Below are 21,027 nucleotides of genomic sequence, written 5' to 3'. Positions count from 1 at the left end.
ATATGAAATTGCTTTATAGTTACTTACAAAAACACAAATTACTGCTCTTTTTTGCACTTTTAATGGCCACCATAAACATATGTTTTAGTTTATCGGATTCGATTATTACGGGTAAATTAATGCAGGATTGTGGTGTGGGAATTGCGAAATACAAAGGCAATGAAATCGGTTTTATAAAATCTGTAGGCTTTTGGTTAGGCCTTTCGCTTACGGCTGCAATGATTTCTCGTATCACAAAAAACTTCCAAGATTACTTTACCAATATTGTTATTCAAAGAACAGGTGCTGAAATGTATACGGATGGCATAAAAAAGTCTTTAGATTTACCTTACGAAGATTTTGAAGATCAAAGTAGTGGCGAAACCTTAAGCAAATTGCAGAAAGCCCGAACCGACTCAGAAAAGCTAATTACACTTTCTATTTCATTGATTTTTCAAACCATAATTGGATTCATTTTTGTAATTGTTTACATTTCTCGTATTGATTATAGAATTGCATTTATTTTTGTATTAACCGCACCTATTATTGCGTTTATTAGTTCCTTCTTAGGTAAAAAAATAAAAGCGGTATCAAGAAATATCGTTTTGCAAACCAATTCCTTAGCAGGTTCTACTACAGAAAGTTTACGAAATATCGAATTGGTTAAAAGTTTGGGCTTAACCAAACAGGAAGAAAACAGGTTAAATTCAAATACACATAAAATTTTACAACTTGAAATTCAGAAAATTCGTTTTATAAGAAGTTTGAGTTTTATTCAAGGTACAACGGTGCATTTTATGCGAACTTGCGTAATTTTCGGACTGTATTATTTCTTATTTAGCGATAAAATTGTAGTTGGCGATTTATTAACTATGGTATTTTTTACCTTTTTTATTTTTAACCCATTGCAAGAATTAAGTGCTTTTATTATCGCTAAAAATGAAACAAAAGTATCGATGGAAAACTTTGAAAATTTATTAAAAGCAAAATCAGAACACCGACCAGAAGAGCCAGAAAATTTTGGAAAAATAAGTTCTTTAGTGTTTACCGATGTAAGTTTCAAACATAAAACTGCCAAACAGCCTGCGGTTGAAAATATAAATTTTTCAATAAAACAAGGCGAAACCGTCGCGTTTGTTGGCCCATCAGGTTCAGGAAAAACAACTTTAGTAAAATTATTAGTTGGTTTGTATCCGCCAGCAATTGGTCACGTTTTGTATAATGGTATCGATTCTAAAAAAATTGATATTTTAAAATTGCGAAAACAATTAGGGTTTGTAACACAAGATGCGCAATTGTTTTCTGGAACAATTAGAGAAAATTTATTGTTTGTAAAGCCAAAAGCAACAGATGAAGAACTGATAAGTGCGTTGCAAAAAGCAAGTTGTGGCAAACTTTTAGAACGTGCGGAAAACGGTTTAAATTCGACAATTGGTGAAGGTGGAATTAAAATTTCTGGTGGCGAAAAACAACGGTTATCTATAGCAAGAGCTATTTTGAGACAGCCAAATTTATTAATTTTCGATGAAGCAACTTCTGCTTTAGATTCGATTACCGAAGAAGAAATTAATAGTACGATAAGAAATATTTCAGATGAAAACAGAATTACAATATTAATTGCACACCGATTATCAACCATTATGCACGCCGATAAAATTTTCGTGTTAGAACAAGGAAAAATTATCGAACAAGGAAAACACGAAGATTTATTAGTTGAAAAAGGATTGTATTACGCGATGTGGCGTCAACAAATTGGGGAAAGAAAATAAAAAAACACCGATTAAAGAAATTTTAAATATTATGATAATTTCTTTAATCGGTGTTTCAATAAAATTAGATATTTATTTCACAAAATTCACAGCATTCTCTAAAACTGCAGCAATTCCTGTAGCATTTTTACCTTTTCCTGAAGCGAAAAACGGTTGTCCGCCTCCATTTCCATCAATGTATTTTCCTAATTCACGGATAACAGTTCCAGCGTTTAAACCTTTGTTTGCAACTAATTCTTTAGCAATATAACAGTGAATATTTGGTAAACCGTCTTCAATTGAAGCTAAAACTACAAATGTATTTGGTTTTGAAGTTCCAATGGCTTGTGCTAAATCTTTTGTAGCGCTCATCGATAAATCGACTTGTTTTACTAAGAAATTAATTCCATTAACATCTTGAAATTCAGAAACTAAACTTGTTGCTAATCCGTCAATTTTTTCTTTTACTAATTGCTCAATTTGCTTTTTCAATTTTGTGTTATCGTCTTGTAACGAAGCCACTGATTTTAATACATCTTGAGGATTTTTCAATACTTCCTTAATTTCCGACAAGGTATTTTCTTGATTCGTGTAGAACGCTTTAACGGCATCGCCAGTAATGGCTTCAATTCTACGAATTCCAGCTGCTACGGCTCCTTCTGAAACAATTTTGAAATGCCAAATATCAGCCGTATTTTTCACGTGAATTCCGCCACATAATTCTTTGCTTTCGCCAAATTCAATCATTCTTACAGAATCGCCATATTTTTCACCAAATAAAGCCATTGCACCTTTGTCTAATGCTTCTTTAATTGGAATATTTCGGTGTTCTACTAATTGCAATTGATCTTCAATTTGAGCATTAACACTTACTTCTACCTGACGTAATTCTTCATCAGAAACTTTTGAAAAATGCGAAAAATCGAAACGTAAATAATTCGGATTTACTAACGAACCTTTTTGCTCCACGTGTGTACCCAAAATGGTTTTCAAAGCCAAATGCATCAAGTGCGTCGCCGAATGATTTTTGGAAGTTGATGTTCTTAAATCGGTATTTACTTTAGCAGTAAAAGTGGCATTTACATTTTCTGGAAGTTGTTTTGCAAAATGTAAAATTAAGTTATTTTCTTTTTTCGTATCGATAATGTCAATCGTTTCATTTGCAGAAACCAATATTCCCTTATCTCCTACTTGTCCACCACCTTCTGGATAAAAAGGCGAATTATCTAAAACGATTTGGTATAAAATGCCGTCTTTTTTAGAATCTACTTTACGGATTCTGGTGATTTTTACTTCATTTTCCGTTTGATCGTAACCAACAAACGTTTCCACATTTCCCGGAATTAAAATTGACCAATCTTCAGTAGAAACTTCAGAAGCGGCACGCGAACGTGCTTTTTGTTCTTCTAAACACTTCGTAAACTCTTTTAAGTCGAAAGTGAATTTCTTTTCAGATAAAATAAGCGCAGTTAAATCTAATGGAAAGCCAAATGTATCATATAATTCAAATACAATTTTACCGGAAATTTCATTATCAGAAGCATTTTGCATTACATTATCTAACAACTGAATTCCTTGTTCTAAAGTTCTTAAAAACGAAGCTTCTTCTTCACGAATTACGTTGGTAACCAATTGTTGTTGCGATTTGATTTCAGGGAAAAATTCACCCATTTGATTCGCTAATACTTCAACTAACTTATTGATAAAAGGTTCTTTTGTATCTAAAAACGTAAATCCGTATCGAATCGCACGTCGTAAAATTCTACGAATTACATAACCTGCTCCTGTATTAGATGGTAATTGTCCATCAGCAATAGCGAAAGCCACCGCACGCACGTGGTCTACTACCACACGGATAGCAATGTTGGTTTTTTCTTGGATATTGGGTATTGGGTATTGGGTATTGGGCGTATATTTTAAACCCGTTATTTCCTCAACTTTCGCGATAAGCGGGGTAAAAACATCGGTATCATAATTCGAAGTTACATTTTGCATTGCCATACACAAACGCTCAAATCCCATTCCGGTATCTACGTGTTGTGCAGGTAATTTTTCTAAAGAACCATCTGCTTTACGGTTAAATTCCATAAAAACGTTATTCCAAATTTCGACTACTTGCGGATGGTCGGCGTTGACTAAACTTCTTCCAGAAACCTCATTTCTTTCAGCATCTGAACGCAAATCGATATGAATTTCTGAACACGGACCACATGGACCGTGGTCGCCCATTTCCCAAAAGTTGTCTTTTTTATTTCCTAATATAATTCGGTCTTCGGGTACAAATTGTTTCCAAATATCCCAAGCGTCTTGATCAAAAGGCACATTATCTTCTTTACTTCCTTCAAAAACAGAAACATATAAACGGTCTTTTTCTAACTTTAAAACTTCCGTAAGAAATTCCCAAGCCCAAGGCAATGCTTCTTTTTTGAAATAATCGCCAAAAGACCAATTCCCAAGCATTTCGAACATAGTATGATGATACGTATCAAAACCAACATCCTCCAAATCGTTATGCTTTCCTGAAACACGTAAACATTTTTGCGTATCTGTAATTCGATTGCTTTTTGGCGTGCCATTTCCTAAGAAAAACTCTTTAAACTGCGCCATTCCTGAGTTATTAAACATCAGTGTTGGGTCGTCTTTTAATACAATTGGGGCAGAAGGAACTATGGTGTGTCCTTTGCTTTCAAAAAATTGTAAATAGGCTTTTCTTATGTCTTGTGATTTCATTTTTATGATATTGAATCGAATAATTTATTTGATTGAAATTCTAAAAAAATATTTCAAAATATGAAACAAAATTCAGGTTCTTTCGTATAATAAGTGTTACTTTGTTATAACGTGAACAAAAATAGTAAATTTTAATGAAATCGCTAACAACAAAAAGTTCCTAAAAAGCAACTTTTTTACATATGAAGAGAGTAAAATTTTATTACGATGCGGATAAACTGGCATTTAAGCAAATTGTGACTAAAAATAGTACCAAAATTGGATATGCATTGCTCTTTTTAGTGTCGAGTACGTTGTTTGGATTTTTAAGCTTTTTTATTTTGAATATGACAAGTTTTTTTGAAACCCCAAAATCGAAATTACAAGCACGAGAATTGGAAATTATGAAACTTAATTATAATTTATTGAACAGAAAAATCGCATTAATGGAAGAAGGTTTATCGGCTATTGAAGAACGAGACAACACTATTTATAGAGTATATTTTAATAGTGTACCCATTTCAAACGAGATAAGAAGAGCAGGGTTAAGTGGTAAAAATAGGTACAAAGATTTAGAGAATTTTAATACGAGTGATTTAATAATTGGTTCAACTAAAAAAGTCGATGAAATAATGAAAGCGTTGGTCATACAGTCGATTTCTTTAGATGAAATTACGAAATTTGCCAAGCGAAAAGCACTTTTATTGAAGTCTATCCCAGCTATTCAGCCCATAAAAAATGAAGAATTGAAACATATGGCTTCTGGCTTTGGATATAGAAGTGATCCGTTTACTAAAATTAGAAAATTTCACAAAGGAATGGATTTTTCAGCTAAATCAGGCACGCCTATATATGCCACTGGCGATGGAATTGTAAAAAAAGCAGATGCTACTGTATCTGGATTTGGAAATCATATTGAAATTAATCACGGTTATGGCTATTTAACGTTATATGCGCATTTAAGTAAATATAAAGTTAGAGCAGGACAAAAAGTAAAACGTGGCGATATTATTGGTTATGTTGGAAGTACAGGACGAAGCGAAGCGCCTCATTTGCATTATGAAGTACATAAAAATGGCGAAGTGGTGAATCCTTTAAATTTTTATTATGGCAGTATTTCTGCTAAAGAATATGTTTTAATTACTAAATTAGCCAATCAGGAAAATCAATCGTTGGATTAATGTGTCAATTTGGCGATTAAATAATTTATTATAAATAAAAAGATGCAAGTAAACTTACCAGAAAAAAGATATTATGGCATTGGCGAATTGGCGAAAGCTTTTGATGTAAACGCATCATTAATTCGTTTTTGGGATAAAGAATTTGATGAAATCAATCCTAAAAAAAATGCTAAAGGCGACAGAATGTTTCGTCCAGATGATGTAAAAGTATTGCAAATGATTTACCATTTGGTAAAAGAACGCGGTTTTACTTTGGAAGGCGCTAAAATTCATTTGAAAGAAGGAAAAAAGAAAACCTTAGATAATTTTGAAATCATAAATAAATTGGAAGGCATAAAAAACAAATTGCAAGAAATGAAAAAAGGCCTTTGATTTAGTATTCAGTGTTCAGTGATTAGTAAACAGTAAAAAATTTAACAATAAAATAAATTAACTTTAAACAATAAAATTATGAAAAAATTTGCTCCCGTATTAGTTGTCGTAGGTATTCTAATCTTAGGATTTTTATACTTTATGAATGTAAAAAATAAAGCTTTACTATTTAGTCAAGCCACAGAAAAAGAATGGGGAAATGTAAATACCGCCTACCAAAGACGACTTGATTTAATTGACAATTTAGTAAATACTGTAAAAGGTGCCGCGGATTTTGAAAAAAGCACTTTAACAGCAGTTGTAGAAGCAAGAGCAAAAGCTACATCGGTAACAATCGATCCAAAAAACATTACTCCTGCGCAATTAGATCAATTTAATCAAGCGCAAAGTGGTATTACGAGTTCATTGTCTAAACTTTTAGTTAGCGTTGAAGCGTATCCTCAATTAAGAGCGACAGAAAATTTCAAGCAATTACAAGATGAATTAGCAAGTACAGAAAACCAAATTTTAACTGCAAGAACTCGTTTTAACGAATCCGTTTTAGCATATAATGGTTATGTTTTAGCTATGCCACAAAATATATTTTTAGGAGGTTATACTGAAAAAGCGTACTTTAAAGCTGTTGCTGGAGCAGAAAATGCACCGAAAGTAAAATTCTAATTCAGTAAAACACACAAAATAATGTCAGAAAATACGGCTTTTTTATCTAAAACTGAAGAACAAGAAATTGTTGCCGCAATTGTAATTGCCGAAAAAAACACTTCGGGTGAAATTCGTGTACATATTGAAGAAAATAGCACCAAACCATCAATGGAAAGAGCAAAAGAGGTTTTTCATATCCTTAAAATGGATGCCACCGAATTGAAAAACGGGGTGCTTTTTTACATTTGCACACAAACAAAGAGTTTTGCAATTCTTGGTGATAAAGGTATTAATGATTTAGTAGCACCCGATTTTTGGAATTCTACTAAAGATGTAGTGCTTGAGAAATTCAAAGCTGGACAATATAAAGAAGGTTTAATTAATGGAATTTTAGAAGCTGGCAAACAATTGAAAAAATATTTTCCATATGATAATGAAACCGATACAAATGAATTGTCTAATGAAATTTCAAAAGGTTAATATGGAAATTCGAAAATTTAAGTTCCAAATTCTAAAAAGTAGTGGCTGTATTGCCTTTTTTGCTTTTTTATTGTTTTCTCAAGTTTCGTTAGGACAATATAAAATACCCGAAAAACCAAGTTTACAGACTTCTGTTTATGATTATGCAAAACTTTTAACTGATGTTGAAAAAACACAATTAGAAGAAAAATTAGTTAGATATTCTGATTCCACTTCTACACAAATTGTTGCCATTATTATAGAAGATTTAAACGGAGACAATATCCAAACTTTAACGCCAAATTGGGGAGAAGCTTGGGGAATTGGAGATGCCGAAAAAGACAATGGAATTGTAATTTTGCTTTCGAAAAATGACAGAAAAATTTGGATTTCACCAGGTTATGGGACCGAAGTACAACTTGTAGCTGGTATGACTGGTGAAATTGTTAGAAATGTTATAATTCCGGAATTTAAAGCAGGAAATTATTATAATGGATTAGACAAAGGTACTGATGCCATTTTTAAAGTTTTAACAGGAAAATACAAAGGCGAACGAAAAAAAGAAAAAGGAAGTGGTATACCGAAGCTTATTATAATTATTGGTGTAATAGTATTCTTAATCATAGCCTCTAAAAACAAAGGAAAAAACAGCGGCAATTCAGTAGGATTTGGCGGTCCCGACTTAATGGATATTATTATATTAAGTAGTTTGGGTCGAAGCGGCGGTAGTTTTGGCGGTGGTTCATCATCTGGTGGTGGATTTGGCGGAGGCTTCGGTGGTGGATTTGGCGGAGGTGGCTTTTCTGGTGGAGGTGCAGGTGGTAGTTGGTAGATTCAGTAATCAGTTGGCAGTTTTTAGCATTCAGTCCATAAACTTTTAAAAACATAAAACCTTGAGGGGTTCTAATACAAAAAAAACCGATAATCACTTATCGGTTTTTTTTATTATTTCTGTCTAAAGTAAATGTCTATTGGGACACCACTAAAGTTGTAGTTTTCTCGCAATTTATTTTCAATAAAACGTTTGTATGGGTCTTTTACATATTGCGGTAAGTTGGCAAAAAACACAAACTGTGGTACCGGAGTAGGCAATTGCATACAATATTTAATTTTTACATACTTCCCTTTTAATGCTGGTGGCGGTTGGTTTTCAATAATTGGTAACATCAAATCGTTGAATTTTGATGTTGGCACTTTTTGTTTTCTGTTTTCAAAAACCTCAACCGCGGTTTCTAAAGCTTTTAACAAACGTTGTTTTTCTGTTGCCGATACAAACAAAATTGGCACATCTGTAAATGGTTGAATTTCTTCTCTAATTTTACGTTCGTAATCTCTTGCGGTCATAGTATCTTTTTCAACTAAATCCCATTTGTTGACTAAAATTACAATTCCTTTTCTGTTTTTTTCTGCCAACCAAAAAATACTTTGGTCTTGTCCTTCAAAACCACGAGTGGCATCAATTACCAAAATACAAACATCAGAATGTTCAATGGCACGAACTGAACGCATAACAGAATAAAATTCTAAATCTTCTTTTACTTTCGCTTTTCTTCTAATTCCGGCAGTATCTACTAAATTAAATTCGAATCCAAAACGGTTATATGTGGTATCAATAGCATCCCGAGTAGTTCCAGCAATGTCTGTAACCACAAATCTATCTTCACCAATTAAGGCATTAATAATAGAGGATTTTCCTGCATTAGGACGACCTACAACGGCAAAGCGAGGTAAAGGATTTTCATCTTCAACGGCTTCTGGCATTTCAGGTAAAACTTCCACTAATTTATCCAATAATTCTCCCGTTCCACTTCCATTCATAGCGCCTATAGTGAAATATTCGCCTAATCCTAAATTATAAAACTCTAACGCATCTGTAACACGTTTCGAATTATCAACTTTGTTCACGGCTAATAAAACAGGTTTAGTAACCTTACGTAATAATTTAGCCACTTCATCATCCATTGGCGTAATGCCTTCTTCTACATCTACCATAAAAATAATGGCATCGCACTCATCTATTGCTAATTCTACCTGTTTTCTAATTTCGCCTTCAAAAATATCATCAGAACCTTTAATGTAGCCACCTGTATCAATTACAGAAAATTCTTTTCCATTCCACTCACTTTTTCCATAATTTCTATCACGCGTAACGCCACTCACAGAGTCTACGATGGCATCTCTACGTTGGATTAAACGATTAAAAAGCGTAGATTTTCCTACATTTGGTCTTCCTACTATGGCTACAATATTATTCATTATTCTTATATTTTGTGCAAAGATAGTTTAAAAGTTGCGAGTTTAGGGTTTATAGTTAGGAGTTTTTGTAAGTAATACCAAACGCATTGCTTCAAACTAACTACTAAATTCTGTAAACTAATTATTTGTAATTACTTTTGGTTGTATCCAAATCTTCTTAATTGAAAGGCATTGTTTCGCCAATCTTTATTCACTTTTACGAAAATTTCAATGTGTATTTGTTTATCGAAAAACAATTCTAAATCGGCACGAGCTTGCATACCTACTTTTTTCAGCGCAGCACCTTTATGTCCGATAATAATTCCTTTTTGTGTTTCGCGTTCTACCATAATGATAGAGCGAATTCTTATAATTTTTTCATCTTCTAAAAACTCTTCAGTTTCCACCTCAACTGCGTACGGAATTTCTTTATCGTAATTTAATAAAATTTTCTCTCGAATGGTTTCATTTACAAAAAAACGTTCTGGTTTATCTGTTAAAGCATCTTTTGGATAATATGGTGGTGAAACTGGCAACAATTCTACAATTCTGTTCAACGCTTCTTTTACATTAAAGTTTTCTAAAGCCGAAATTGGGAAAATTTCAGCATTTGGAACTTTTGCTTGCCAAGTTTGTACTTGTTCTTCTAATAATTCTTGATTGGATTTATCAATTTTATTTAACAAAAGTAAAACTGGAATTTTAGCATTGATAATTTTGTTGAAAAAGTCTTCGTCTTTTAATTCCTTCTCACCGATTTCAACCATATAGATTAAAATATCGGCATCAGAAAAAGCACTTTTGACAAAATCCATCATACTGGTTTGTAAATCGTAAGCTGGTTTAATAATTCCTGGCGTATCCGAAAACACGATTTGATAGTCTTCATCATTTACAATTCCGAAAATTCTATGACGTGTGGTTTGTGCCTTACTTGTAATGATAGACAACTTCTCGCCTACCATAGCATTCATTAAGGTAGATTTTCCAACGTTTGGGTTTCCGATTATATTTACAAAACCTGCTTTATGCGACATATATTTTATTTTTTACAAAGGTACATAAAAAAGCCACTCGTTTTGGAATGGCTTCTTTTACAATATTATGTTAGAAAGTTATTCTGCCGCAACTAATTTACTTGCGCTACGGTAAATGAATTCGTTATAAATGTGACGACGAGCAAAACGTCCCGGTGATTCTGCGTTTACCATTTTCACATACGTATTTCTTGGCACACCAAAGTATTCAAATTTACTTCCGTCTGCAAAGCTAATATACAAAACACCTTTGTCCATATGAAAATCGGCAATTTGTGAAGTTGTAGTTGTAGCTGTGTATTCTGCTTTTACTTTTTCTCTAGTTTCAGGAGCGATACTTACTAAAAAGTGGTAAGCTTCAATAATGTTTTTACTTCTTTCTTCAGCTGCTAAACGTTCAACTGGATCTGAAATAGTATCAGGATGATCTTCCTTCATACTATTTCTATATATTGTTTTTAATTCTTTTAATGTTGCATCTCTGGTAACATTAAGTAACTTTCTGTACCCAATAATTTTCTGTGTAGTCATAAATTTTCAAAATAAAAGTGCAAAAATAGTGATTTATTCTTTAATTACACAATAAAAATCGAAACAACGCAATAACATAATCATTTGTTAATGAATTAATTGCGGGAAAAAATCAAAAAAGTGATGTTTATATTCTAAATAAACGAAATATATATTGCTAAAGATTAAATAAGTAGTGCTAATAAAGGATTGTTTTCATTTAAATACTCAAATTGAAAACCTTTACTATTCATTTTCTCTTTAATAGCTTGAATATCATTTTCGTTTTTAACTTCTAAACCCACTACTACTGGACCAACGTCTCTATTATTTTTTTTAATAAATTGAAAGTAGGTAATATCGTCTGATTCAGACAGCACTTCATTTACAAATTCGCGCAAAGCTCCAGGACGTTGAGGAAATTGAATCATAAAATAATGTTTCAATCCTTCATACATTAACGAACGCTCTTTAATTTCTTCGGTTCTTTCAATATCATTATTACTCCCACTAACAATGCATACAACTTTTTTTCCTTTTATTTCATCTGAAATAAAATCTAAAGCCGCAATTGACAAAGCACCAGCGGGTTCTACCACCATAGCTTCTTCGTTATACAATTGCAAAATAGTTGTACAAACTTTACCTTCTGGAACCAAAATAATTTTATCTAAAGTATCTTTACAAACCTCGTATGTTTGTTTTCCAACTTTTTTCACTGCTGCACCATCTACAAATCGGTCTATTTTGTCCAATAGAACAGGTTGTTCTAAATAAATGGCTTGTTGCATAGAAGGCGCACCTTCAGGTTCCACTCCAATAATTTTTGTTTTTGGGCTTAATTTTTTGAATACGGTTGAAACACCAGCTGCTAAACCGCCACCGCCAATGGGTAATAACAAATAATCAATTTTAGAAACTTTTTCTGACAGAATTTCTAAACCAACCGTGCCTTGTCCAGCAATCACCTCAACATCATCAAAAGGATGAATAAATTCTAATTTATTTTCATTTGAAAACAGCTTTGCCGCATGAAATGCATCATCAAAAGTATCGCCAATTAAAACGATTTCCACAAACGATTTTCCAAAAAGTTGAACCTGCTTTATTTTCTGTTTTGGCGTGGTTTTTGGCATATATATTTTGCCTTGAATTTGTAATAACTGACAAGAATAAGCCACACCTTGCGCGTGATTACCAGCACTGGCACATACAATTCCTTTTGTTTTTTGAGCTGCATCTAAATGACTGATTTTATTATAAGCACCTCTAATTTTGTAGGATCGAACTTTTTGTAAATCTTCTCGTTTTAGATAAACAGTTGCTTGATATTTTTCAGATAGATTTGTATTTAACTGAAGCGGTGTTTTTAACACCACTTCAGTTAAATTTATTTTAGCTTGTTCTATTTTTTCAAATAAATCCATTAATTCAATTTTGGTCTTAATTTTCTGACGGCTGCTCCGGCTTGCCAAAGTTCAGATTCGCGGATTTCTTTTAATTCTACATCTAATTTTTGACGATAATCTTTCTTACTTCCTTCAGAAATTACTCTATTTGCTTCTCTTCCAGACGCCACTTCTTCATACAAATTTTCGAATACGGGTGTGGTTGCCTCTCTAAATTTACCTTTCCAATCCAAAGCGCCACGTTGTGCGGTTACTGATGTATTGGCAAACATCCAATCCATTCCGTTTTCTGCCACTAAAGGCATCAAACTTTGGGTTAATTCTTCAACTGTTTCATTAAACGCTTCCGAAGGTGAATGTCCGTTTTTACGAAGTACTTCGTATTGTGCTTCAAATAATCCTGCTAAAGCACCCATTAAAATTCCTCTTTCGCCTGTTAAATCTGAATAGACTTCTTTTTGAAAATCGGTTTCAAATAAATAGCCCGAACCTACTCCAATTCCTAATGCAATTGCTTTGTCTTTTGCTCTTCCGGTGGCATCTTGATAGACGGCTATACTTGAATTTATGCCCTCGCCTTTTAAGAATAATCGACGTAATGAGGTTCCAGAACCCTTTGGTGCTACCAAAATTACATCCACATCTGACGGAGGAATAATTCCTGTTTTTTCATTAAACGTAATTCCAAATCCGTGAGAAAAATATAACGTTTTACCGGGAGTAAGATTTTTTTTAACCGATTGCCAAGCTTCAATTTGTCCCGCATCGGATAGTAAATATTGAATAATAGTTGCATTTTCGCACGCTTCTTCAATATCAAATAAGGTTTTGCCTTCTTCCCAACCATCGGCAAGGGCTTTATCCCAACTTTTTCCACCTTTTCGTTGTCCAACGATTACCTTAAAACCGTTGTCTTTTAAATTTAAGGACTGTCCTGGTCCTTGCACGCCGTAACCAATTACTGCTATGACTTCATTTTTTAATGTTTCTTGTGCTTTTTCTAATGGGAATTCGTCTCTTGTGATGACGGTTTCATTAACTCCTCCAAAATTTATTGTTGCCATACTCTTCTTTTTTTACATTTGAAATATTTGATCTTTTTTATCTAAAAACGTGTTATTTATTGATTGTAATGCTGGATTTTGCATTTCCATTTCTACTACTTTTTTATGAATGCCGTCACTTGCATTGATGATGGCGATTCTGGAACTTCTTACAAATTCTATTAACCCGAATTTGTCTAATTTTTTCAATAATTTATTAATTTCATCGCCTTGCCCTGTAGCTTCAAAAACAGTATAATCGCTTCGTATCACTACTGCTTTTGCGCCGTATTCTCGAAGTAATCGCTCAACTTTTACTTCTTTAATTATTACTTCTGTTGGGACTTTGTACAAGGCCATTTGTTGCCAAACAATTTCTTCGTTTGTATTGCAATAAACTTTAAACACATCCACAATTTTTTCAATTTGTTTGACCAAATTTTTCACAACCGCTTCAGATTCAATAACTACAATAGTGAATCGGTAAATATTTGGCACTTCACTTGGCGAAGTATTAAAACTTTCCAAACTGATTTTTCTTCTTGAAAACATAATGGCAATTTTATTAATTAATCCCACTTGATTTTCGGTATATATTGTAAGGGTAAATTCTTGTTTCATTTGTCAATATTTATTGTTTTTTTAAGGTCAAATGGTATCGCCTTATTTTCATTGGTGTTTGCAAGCAAACAAGTTTTTATGGCGATTTCATAACATCTTTATTTACATATCTTCTTTACAAAGCACAATTTCTGACACTCCTTTTCCTTGTGGAACCATTGGAAAAACATTATCTTCCATTCGAACAGCCACTTCTAATAAATATGATTTTGGATGCGCTAACATTTCTTCTAAAGCTCCTTTCAACTCTTCTCGTATTTTGATGCTGTTTCCTTTTATTCCATATCCTTTTGCCACTTGAACAAAATCTGGACTTTGAATATCGGTAAACGAATAGCGTTTTTCGTGAAATAATTCTTGCCATTGGCGCACCATTCCAAGAAAACTATTATTCAAAATCAGAATTTTCACATTAGGTTGAAATTGCATAATAGTTCCTAATTCTTGAATGTTCATTTGCGCACCACCATCGCCCATTACCGCAATTACTGTTCGTTCAGGAGCTCCATATTTTGCTCCAATTGCAGCAGGTAAGGCAAATCCCATTGTTCCTAAACCACCACTTGTAATATTACTTCTTGTTTTATTTTGATACGAATATCGACAAGCTACCATTTGGTGTTGCCCTACATCGGTAACCGTAACAGCTTCTCCGTTTGTTAATTCGTTTATGAGTTGAATGACTTCGCCCATAGTAATTTCGCCTTCCGATGGAAATAATTCTGGCTTAATTAATTTTGTTGTTTCAATTTCAATAGCATTATGAAATTTTGAAATCCATTTTGAATGCGATTTTTGTTCGATTCGTTCCGTTAATAAGGGCAACGAATCTTTACAATTTCCCCAAACGGGAACAGTGACCAAAACATTTTTATCGATTTCAGCTGGATCAATATCCAAATGAATAATTTGTGCTTGTTTGGCGTATTTATCTAATCTTCCCGTTACTCTATCGTCAAAACGCATCCCAATTGCAATTAAAACATCGCATTCATTGGTAAATAAATTAGGTGCATAATTTCCGTGCATCCCTAACATTCCAACTGCTAAAGGGTGATTTGTAGGGATAGCGCTCATTCCCATAATGGTCCAAGCCGAAGGAATTCCTGCTTTTTCTATAAATTGAAGAAATTCTTTTTCGGCATTACCCAATATCACACCTTGACCGAAAATAACAAATGGCTTTTTGGCTTGATTGATAATTGCTGCGGCTTGCTCAATATAAGAAAGTCGAATATCGGGTTGTGGTTTATAACTTCTAATGAACTCACATTTTTCATATCCTTTATAATCGAATACTTGCAATTGTGCATTTTTAGTAATATCTATTAAAACTGGTCCTGGTCTTCCGCTTTTTGCAATATAAAACGCTTTTGCCAATACAGACGGAATTTCAGAAGCATCTGTAATTTGATAATTCCATTTCGTAATTGGTGATGTTATATTTATAATATCCGTTTCTTGAAAAGCGTCTGTTCCTAAAAGATGTGCAAAAACTTGTCCTGTGATACATACCAAAGGCGTTGAGTCTATCATCGCATCAGCTAAACCAGTAACTAAATTTGTTGCTCCGGGACCGCTTGTGGCGAAAACTACACCCGTTTTACCACTTACTCTTGAAAACCCTTGCGCGGCATGAATAGCACCTTGTTCATGACGAACTAAAATATGATTTAATTGTTCTTTATAATCATACAAAGCATCATAAATTGGCATAATTGCACCTCCTGGATAGCCAAAAATAGTGGCGACATTTTCCGCTAATAAAGCATCAATTACCGCAACACTTCCTGAAATTTGTTTTACATCTAGCTTATTCTCTAGTTCTAATTCTTTTGATTCCATTTTTATTTATTCATCAGTAACGCATCCGTTTGAAGCGTCGGTTACTAGTTTAGCATATTTTAATAATACACCATTGGTTACTTTTAATTTGGGTTGAACCCAATTTGTTTTTCGTTCAGCTAATTCTAAATCACTTTCATGTAAATGAATGGTATTATCAACTGCGTCAATTTCAATAGTATCATCATCGTTAACTAGGGCAATTGTTCCGCCATCATAAGCTTCTGGCGAAATATGACCTACGACAAAACCATGTGTTCCGCCACTAAAACGACCATCTGTAATTAAGGCAACACTTTTTCCAAGCCCAGCTCCTATTAATGCAGAGGTTGGTTTTAGCATTTCGGGCATTCCAGGGCCGCCTTTTGGGCCTACATAACGAATAACCACTACATCACCAGCTTTAATTTTTTTATCTTCAATACCTTTTATTAATTCTTGTTCACCATCAAAAACTCTTGCTGGACCTTTAAAAAACTCGCCTTCTTTGCCTGTAATTTTCGCAACAGAACCTTTCGTGGCTAAATTTCCATACAAAATTTGAATATGCCCCGTTGATTTAATAGGGCTTTCAATAGGTTTAATGATGTTTTGATCATCAAAATCGATATCAATGATATTTTCTAAATTTTCTGCCATTGTTTTACCAGTTACGGTTAAACAATTTTTATGTAACATTCCTTTACTCATTAAATACTTTAATACCATTGGAACGCCTCCTTTTTCGTGAAGATTTTGCATTAAATAATTTCCTCCGGGTTTAAAATCGGCAATTAAAGGCGTTTTGTTGCTTATTCTTTGGAAATCGTCTTGTGTAATTTTAACGCCCACACTTTTTGCCATTGCGATAATATGCAAAACCGCATTTGTACTGCCTCCAAGCGCTATTAAAACCGTAATTGCGTTTTCAAAAGCTTCAAAAGTCATAATGTCTTTTGGGCAAATGTTTTTTTCTAATAATTGTTTTAAATACAAGGCAACCGATTCGCATTCCTTTATTTTTTCAAAACTTATGGCTGGATTAGAACTCGAAAAGGGCAGACTCATTCCTAATGCTTCAATTGCAATTGCCATAGTATTTGCTGTGTACATTCCGCCACAAGCGCCTGCACCAGGACAAGCATTTTTAATAATCCCTTTGTATTCTTCTTCTGAAATTTTGCCTGCAATTTTTTCTCCTAAAGCTTCAAATGCAGAAACTATATTCAAATCTTTTCCTTGATATTTTCCAGGAGCAATTGTTCCACCATACACCATTATCGATGGACGATTGACTCTTCCCATAGCTATAATGCTTCCTGGCATATTTTTATCGCAACCAGGAATTGCTATTAACCCATCATAATAATGTCCTGAAACCACACTTTCTATACTATCAGCGATAATTTCTCTACTTACTAAAGAATAGCGCATGCCTTCTGTGCCATTGGTAATTCCGTCACTAATTCCTATCGTATTAAAAATCAAACCCACCATTTCGTCTTTATTTACTTCTGATTTTATTAAAGAAGCCAAATGATTGAGGTGCATATTACAGGTATTTCCATCGTAACCCATAGAGGCAATTCCTACAAATGGTTGCTTGAGTTGCAAATCTGTAAGACCAATTCCATACAACATGGCTTGTGCTGCTGGTTGTGTGGGATCTTGGGTTATTGTTTTACTATATTTATTTAATTCCATCAAATCGTATTTTATTCATTAAAAGCTACTCGCCTTTTGTATTTTTTTTGAATTAATGCACCTATAGACTCCTCCCATTTCAATGTAAATTGATATTCATTTACGGAAGCAATTCCTATTACTTCAGCAGCCGTTCCACAGAAAAAAGCACTATCTGCTGTGTAAATTTCCTCCGGAGTAAATAATCTTTCTTCTATTTCAAAGTGTAACTCTTTTGCAATTTCAAATACAGTTTGACGCGTAATTCCTGCCAAAATATTTCCAAGAGGTGGAGTTACCAATTTTCCGTTTTTTTCAATAAAAAAATTGGCGCCAGGTCCTTCAGCAACAAAACCATTCATATCTGTTAAAAGTGCTTCGTCAAAACCTTTAGATTTTGCTTCAGTAGTAGCAAGAATACTATTGGTATAGTGACCGACTACTTTTGCCTCAACAAAACATGACTTAGGATTTGGGCGTTGAAAAGAAGACAACATCACGTTAAGTAATTTATCACCTAAATATTTTCCCCATTCCCAAGCCATAATTACAACATTCACTTCGTCTGTTGGGGTTAATGACATATTTTCACCCAAGTAAACTAATGGTCTTATGTATGCGTCTTTAAGGTTGTTTGCCTCTAATAATTTATAGCTAATTTGTTCTAATTCAGAAGAAGAATATGATAAATTAATATGCATAACTTTTGCCGAATAATGCAATCTTTCATAATGTTCTTTTGCTTTAAAAATTTGAACTCCGTTAGGTGTATCATACGCTCTAATACCTTCAAATACACCATTACCGTAATGCATGGTTTGGTTAAAAATACTTACTGGAATTTCTTTAACTTTAATAAATTCTCCATTAAAAAAAATGGAGGTGTTTTCGTTGTAATACATAATTTAATTTGATTTATAAAAAAACCTCTCCTATTTGCTAGGAGAGGTTTATAAAATATATAACCTATCCGTCGTTAAATACGAATAATGATGCTTATGCTGTTAATGATAATTATATGTTTCATACTATTTTAATTTTAATTATACTTAAGAATTAAGAGTAACAGTCCAATTGAAATAATTGTATTAATAATAATTACAATTTTATTCCATGTATTAAATTTAATATCCATTTTATTCTATCTATATCTTATCTTTTTAATGAAAAATGAGACTTAAATTGTTTTTGAGTTCCATTTTCTGAATAATCTAATGTAAACCAATAATCTGTTGAAGGTAATTGAGCTTCAATATAGGTTCCGTCCCAACCTATTCCAGTGGTACTTAATTGCTTTATTAATTTTCCATATCTATCAAAAATATAGAGTTTAGCATCTGGTTGATTTAATCCAATTATGTTCCACGTATCATGAATTCCGTCACCATTTGGTGTAAAATATTTTGGATAATCAATTACCAATACATTTATAGCTAAATTGGTACAACCTTCAGTGTCTTCAACTATTACTTCATGTGTGCCAGGTTGAACATTTGTAAAAATATTCGAATCCTGCCAAGCACCTCCGTCTAATGAATAAATTAGATTTCCTGTTCCAATTGGATTTACCGTTATAGTAATAGTAGCATTATCTGAAAAAGCTTCGGAAACTTCTGCTGATATCACTGAAGCAGGATAAACAGTTACAATATTTGCAGTATCACTTTGTTCACAATTGGTTAGTGTATTTGTCACAATTACTTTATATGTTCCTGGTTGCGTTGCTAAATAAATAGGCCCGTTTCCACTTGGTAAAGCAACATAACTATTAGTTGTCGTATTTAGTAGGTACCAATCGTAAGTGAAATTAAGATTAGATAACTGTGTATCTAATACATATCCTTGAAAAGTAGCTCCTGTAGTTTGATTCACACAAATATGTCCGTCAATTAATGCTGGTTTTGGTAATGGATTTACTAAAACAGTTATATCGGTAAAGGCGCCTTCACAATTTCCTAAAACGGAAGTAATCCTATAAGTTACAAACCCCTGAATGTCGGAATTGTTTAGCAATATATGATTTATTGAGATTGGTGCTAATGCAATGCCTGAAGATATGAATCCATTAACGGCATTTGAAGCAATAACTTGCCATTTTAATTGAGTTCCAGTAATTAATAAGTTTTCTGAAACATTTATATTGGTTGATTCTCCACTACAAATAGCAGGATGGGGCAATCCAATTGGGTTTCCAGGCAAAGGATAAACTGTAATCACACGAGATAAAACAGGTACTCCATAACAACCATTTCTAACAGGAATTATTTGAAATTGAATTGTTCCAACAGCGGTTATACTAGTTGTGGTTAATTGAAAATTCAAATTCCCAGTAGTAGTTCCGCTGTAAATTCCTCCAGAAATAGCTAAACCATTTACATTTACAGCCGTCCAATTATAAGTAATTCCACTAGGCTCTCCAGTTACATTTAAATTAACGTTTTCACCAGAACATAATGATATGTCGGTTTCTGTAATAGCAGTGATTTTTGGAATAGGATTCACTAATATAGTTACTGCTACCGGATCTCCAATACAGCCATTATTAACAGGTGAAATAATCATTGAAATAGAGCCACTAGTAGAAATTGGATTAATTAAATTCACTACTTGATTAATATTTGTTTGGTCTCCAGAGGCGATAAAGCCATTTAATTCATTATTTGATGCACTCCATATATATGTAGTTCCTGGGATATTACTGTTTAGAACGAAATCTAATGTACTTCCATCACAAATAGAATTAGTTACTGTGAAAGTTAATATAGGTTTCACTAATTGTGCTGTATTTGAAAAAGAGCCAGACGCATTAGATAAACAACCCCCATTTGATGCTACTACAGTATAACTTGACCCTGCTGTCATACCTGAAATTAATCCAGTTGAATTAACAATAGGTCCTGAAGGAGTAAATATATATGTGAGTGTAGCATTGTAGTTCGTAATGGTTGAACTTCCTGATTGAGCACACGTTGCGGCTGTTGTAGTTACTATTGGAACTAATATCGCTGCTAACTGACATTGCACCGTAAAACTTGCCGAGGTTGCCGAACATGTTGCCGCATTAGTTGCAGTTATCGTATAAGCCGTTCCGCAAGTGAATCCTGATATAACTCCTGTGGCACTAACGGTTAATCCTGTTGGTGTAGAAGTGTAGTTTAATGCTGATGAATAATTTGATACTGAAGCTGTTCCATTTGCTAAACACGTTGCAGGTGTTGTGGTTACTGTTGGAACTAATGGCGCTGCTAACTGGCATTGAACCGTAAAACTTGTCGAAGTTGCCGAACATGTGGCTGCATTAGTGGCTGTTATCGTATAAGCCGTTCCGCAAGTAAATCCTGATATCACTCCAGTTGCACTAACGGTTAATCCTGTTGGTGTAGAAGTATAGGTTTCTGTTGGTGAATAATTTGATACTGTTGCCGTTCCATTTGCCAAACAAGTAGCTGATGTTGTAGTTATTGTTGGAACCAATGGCACTGCTAATTGGCATTGCACCGTAAAACTTGTTGAAGTTGCAGAACATGTAGCTGCATTTGTGGCTGTTATCGTATAAGGTGTTCCGCAAGTAAATC

Annotated in this window: 17 protein-coding genes; 6 read left to right on the top strand and 11 right to left on the bottom strand. The window is 33.6% G+C overall.

What is annotated here, in order from left to right; genetic code table 11:
* The first annotated feature begins 2 nt into the window (after positions 1-2).
* Positions 3-1,748 (top strand): ABC transporter ATP-binding protein, encoded by a 1,746-nt coding sequence (locus ABWP78_RS05980; RefSeq protein WP_353169869.1) that lies wholly within the window; start codon positions 3-5, stop codon positions 1,746-1,748.
* Between the two features lie 72 nt (positions 1,749-1,820).
* Here the strand turns inward: ABWP78_RS05980 and alaS are convergent, their stop codons facing one another.
* Positions 1,821-4,457, bottom strand: coding sequence for an alanine--tRNA ligase (gene alaS / locus ABWP78_RS05975; protein ID WP_353169868.1), 2,637 nt, complete (start codon positions 4,455-4,457; stop codon positions 1,821-1,823).
* A 182-nt stretch (positions 4,458-4,639) separates the two neighbouring features.
* Between alaS and ABWP78_RS05970 the strand changes: the two genes are divergently transcribed.
* From ABWP78_RS05970 to ABWP78_RS05950, 5 genes are all read left to right on the top strand, one after another.
* A complete protein-coding gene (locus ABWP78_RS05970) occupies positions 4,640-5,617 on the top strand; it encodes a M23 family metallopeptidase (RefSeq protein WP_353169867.1) in 978 nt (325 codons plus the stop codon).
* Between the two features lie 42 nt (positions 5,618-5,659).
* On the top strand, positions 5,660-5,989 hold the full coding sequence (locus tag ABWP78_RS05965) for a MerR family transcriptional regulator (RefSeq protein WP_291242825.1): 330 nt from the start codon (positions 5,660-5,662) through the stop codon (positions 5,987-5,989).
* Positions 5,990-6,067: 78 nt separating this feature from the next.
* Entirely contained in the window at positions 6,068-6,649 is a 582-nt protein-coding gene (locus tag ABWP78_RS05960) for a LemA family protein (protein ID WP_353169866.1), read from the top strand.
* Between the two features lie 21 nt (positions 6,650-6,670).
* Entirely contained in the window at positions 6,671-7,111 is a 441-nt protein-coding gene (locus ABWP78_RS05955) for a TPM domain-containing protein (protein ID WP_353169865.1), read from the top strand.
* A gap of 1 nt (position 7,112) precedes the next feature.
* A complete protein-coding gene (locus tag ABWP78_RS05950; protein WP_353169864.1) occupies positions 7,113-7,922 on the top strand; it encodes a TPM domain-containing protein in 810 nt (269 codons plus the stop codon).
* Positions 7,923-8,035: 113 nt separating this feature from the next.
* Here ABWP78_RS05950 and der read toward each other — a convergent pair whose 3' ends face one another.
* From der to ABWP78_RS05900, 10 genes are all read right to left on the bottom strand, one after another.
* Entirely contained in the window at positions 8,036-9,346 is a 1,311-nt protein-coding gene (der, locus tag ABWP78_RS05945; RefSeq protein ID WP_353169863.1) for a ribosome biogenesis GTPase Der, read from the bottom strand.
* Between the two features lie 131 nt (positions 9,347-9,477).
* Positions 9,478-10,362 carry a GTPase Era gene (gene era, locus ABWP78_RS05940; RefSeq protein WP_353169862.1) on the bottom strand — a complete coding sequence of 295 codons (885 nt, stop codon included), beginning with the start codon at positions 10,360-10,362 and terminating at the stop codon, positions 9,478-9,480.
* A gap of 78 nt (positions 10,363-10,440) precedes the next feature.
* Complete coding sequence (locus ABWP78_RS05935) at positions 10,441-10,893, bottom strand: KTSC domain-containing protein (protein ID WP_353169861.1); 453 nt, start codon at positions 10,891-10,893, stop codon at positions 10,441-10,443.
* 164 nt (positions 10,894-11,057) lie between these two features.
* A complete protein-coding gene (ilvA, locus tag ABWP78_RS05930) occupies positions 11,058-12,299 on the bottom strand; it encodes a threonine ammonia-lyase IlvA (protein ID WP_353169860.1) in 1,242 nt (413 codons plus the stop codon).
* Entirely contained in the window at positions 12,299-13,345 is a 1,047-nt protein-coding gene (ilvC, locus tag ABWP78_RS05925; RefSeq protein ID WP_353169859.1) for a ketol-acid reductoisomerase, read from the bottom strand. The genes ilvA and ilvC overlap by 1 nt, the downstream gene beginning before the upstream one ends.
* A gap of 12 nt (positions 13,346-13,357) precedes the next feature.
* Positions 13,358-13,945 (bottom strand): acetolactate synthase small subunit, encoded by a 588-nt coding sequence (gene ilvN / locus ABWP78_RS05920; RefSeq protein ID WP_353169858.1) that lies wholly within the window; start codon positions 13,943-13,945, stop codon positions 13,358-13,360.
* Between the two features lie 102 nt (positions 13,946-14,047).
* Positions 14,048-15,790, bottom strand: a complete 1,743-nt coding sequence (gene ilvB, locus ABWP78_RS05915) for a biosynthetic-type acetolactate synthase large subunit (protein ID WP_353169857.1) — start codon at positions 15,788-15,790, stop codon at positions 14,048-14,050.
* 6 nt (positions 15,791-15,796) lie between these two features.
* Positions 15,797-17,473 (bottom strand): dihydroxy-acid dehydratase, encoded by a 1,677-nt coding sequence (gene ilvD, locus ABWP78_RS05910; protein WP_353169856.1) that lies wholly within the window; start codon positions 17,471-17,473, stop codon positions 15,797-15,799.
* Between the two features lie 11 nt (positions 17,474-17,484).
* The gene (locus ABWP78_RS05905) at positions 17,485-18,354 is read right to left on the bottom strand and encodes a branched-chain amino acid transaminase (protein ID WP_353169855.1); all 870 of its coding nucleotides are present in this window, start codon (positions 18,352-18,354) and stop codon (positions 17,485-17,487) included.
* Between the two features lie 250 nt (positions 18,355-18,604).
* Positions 18,605-21,027 (bottom strand): T9SS type B sorting domain-containing protein (locus ABWP78_RS05900; protein WP_353169854.1); only part of this gene is annotated, 2,423 nt, incomplete at its 5' end.

The organism is Flavobacterium sp., from assembly GCF_040402955.1.
Taxonomy (GTDB): Bacteria; Bacteroidota; Bacteroidia; order Flavobacteriales; family Flavobacteriaceae; genus Flavobacterium.
This window is presented reverse-complemented; position numbering and strand designations above follow the sequence as displayed.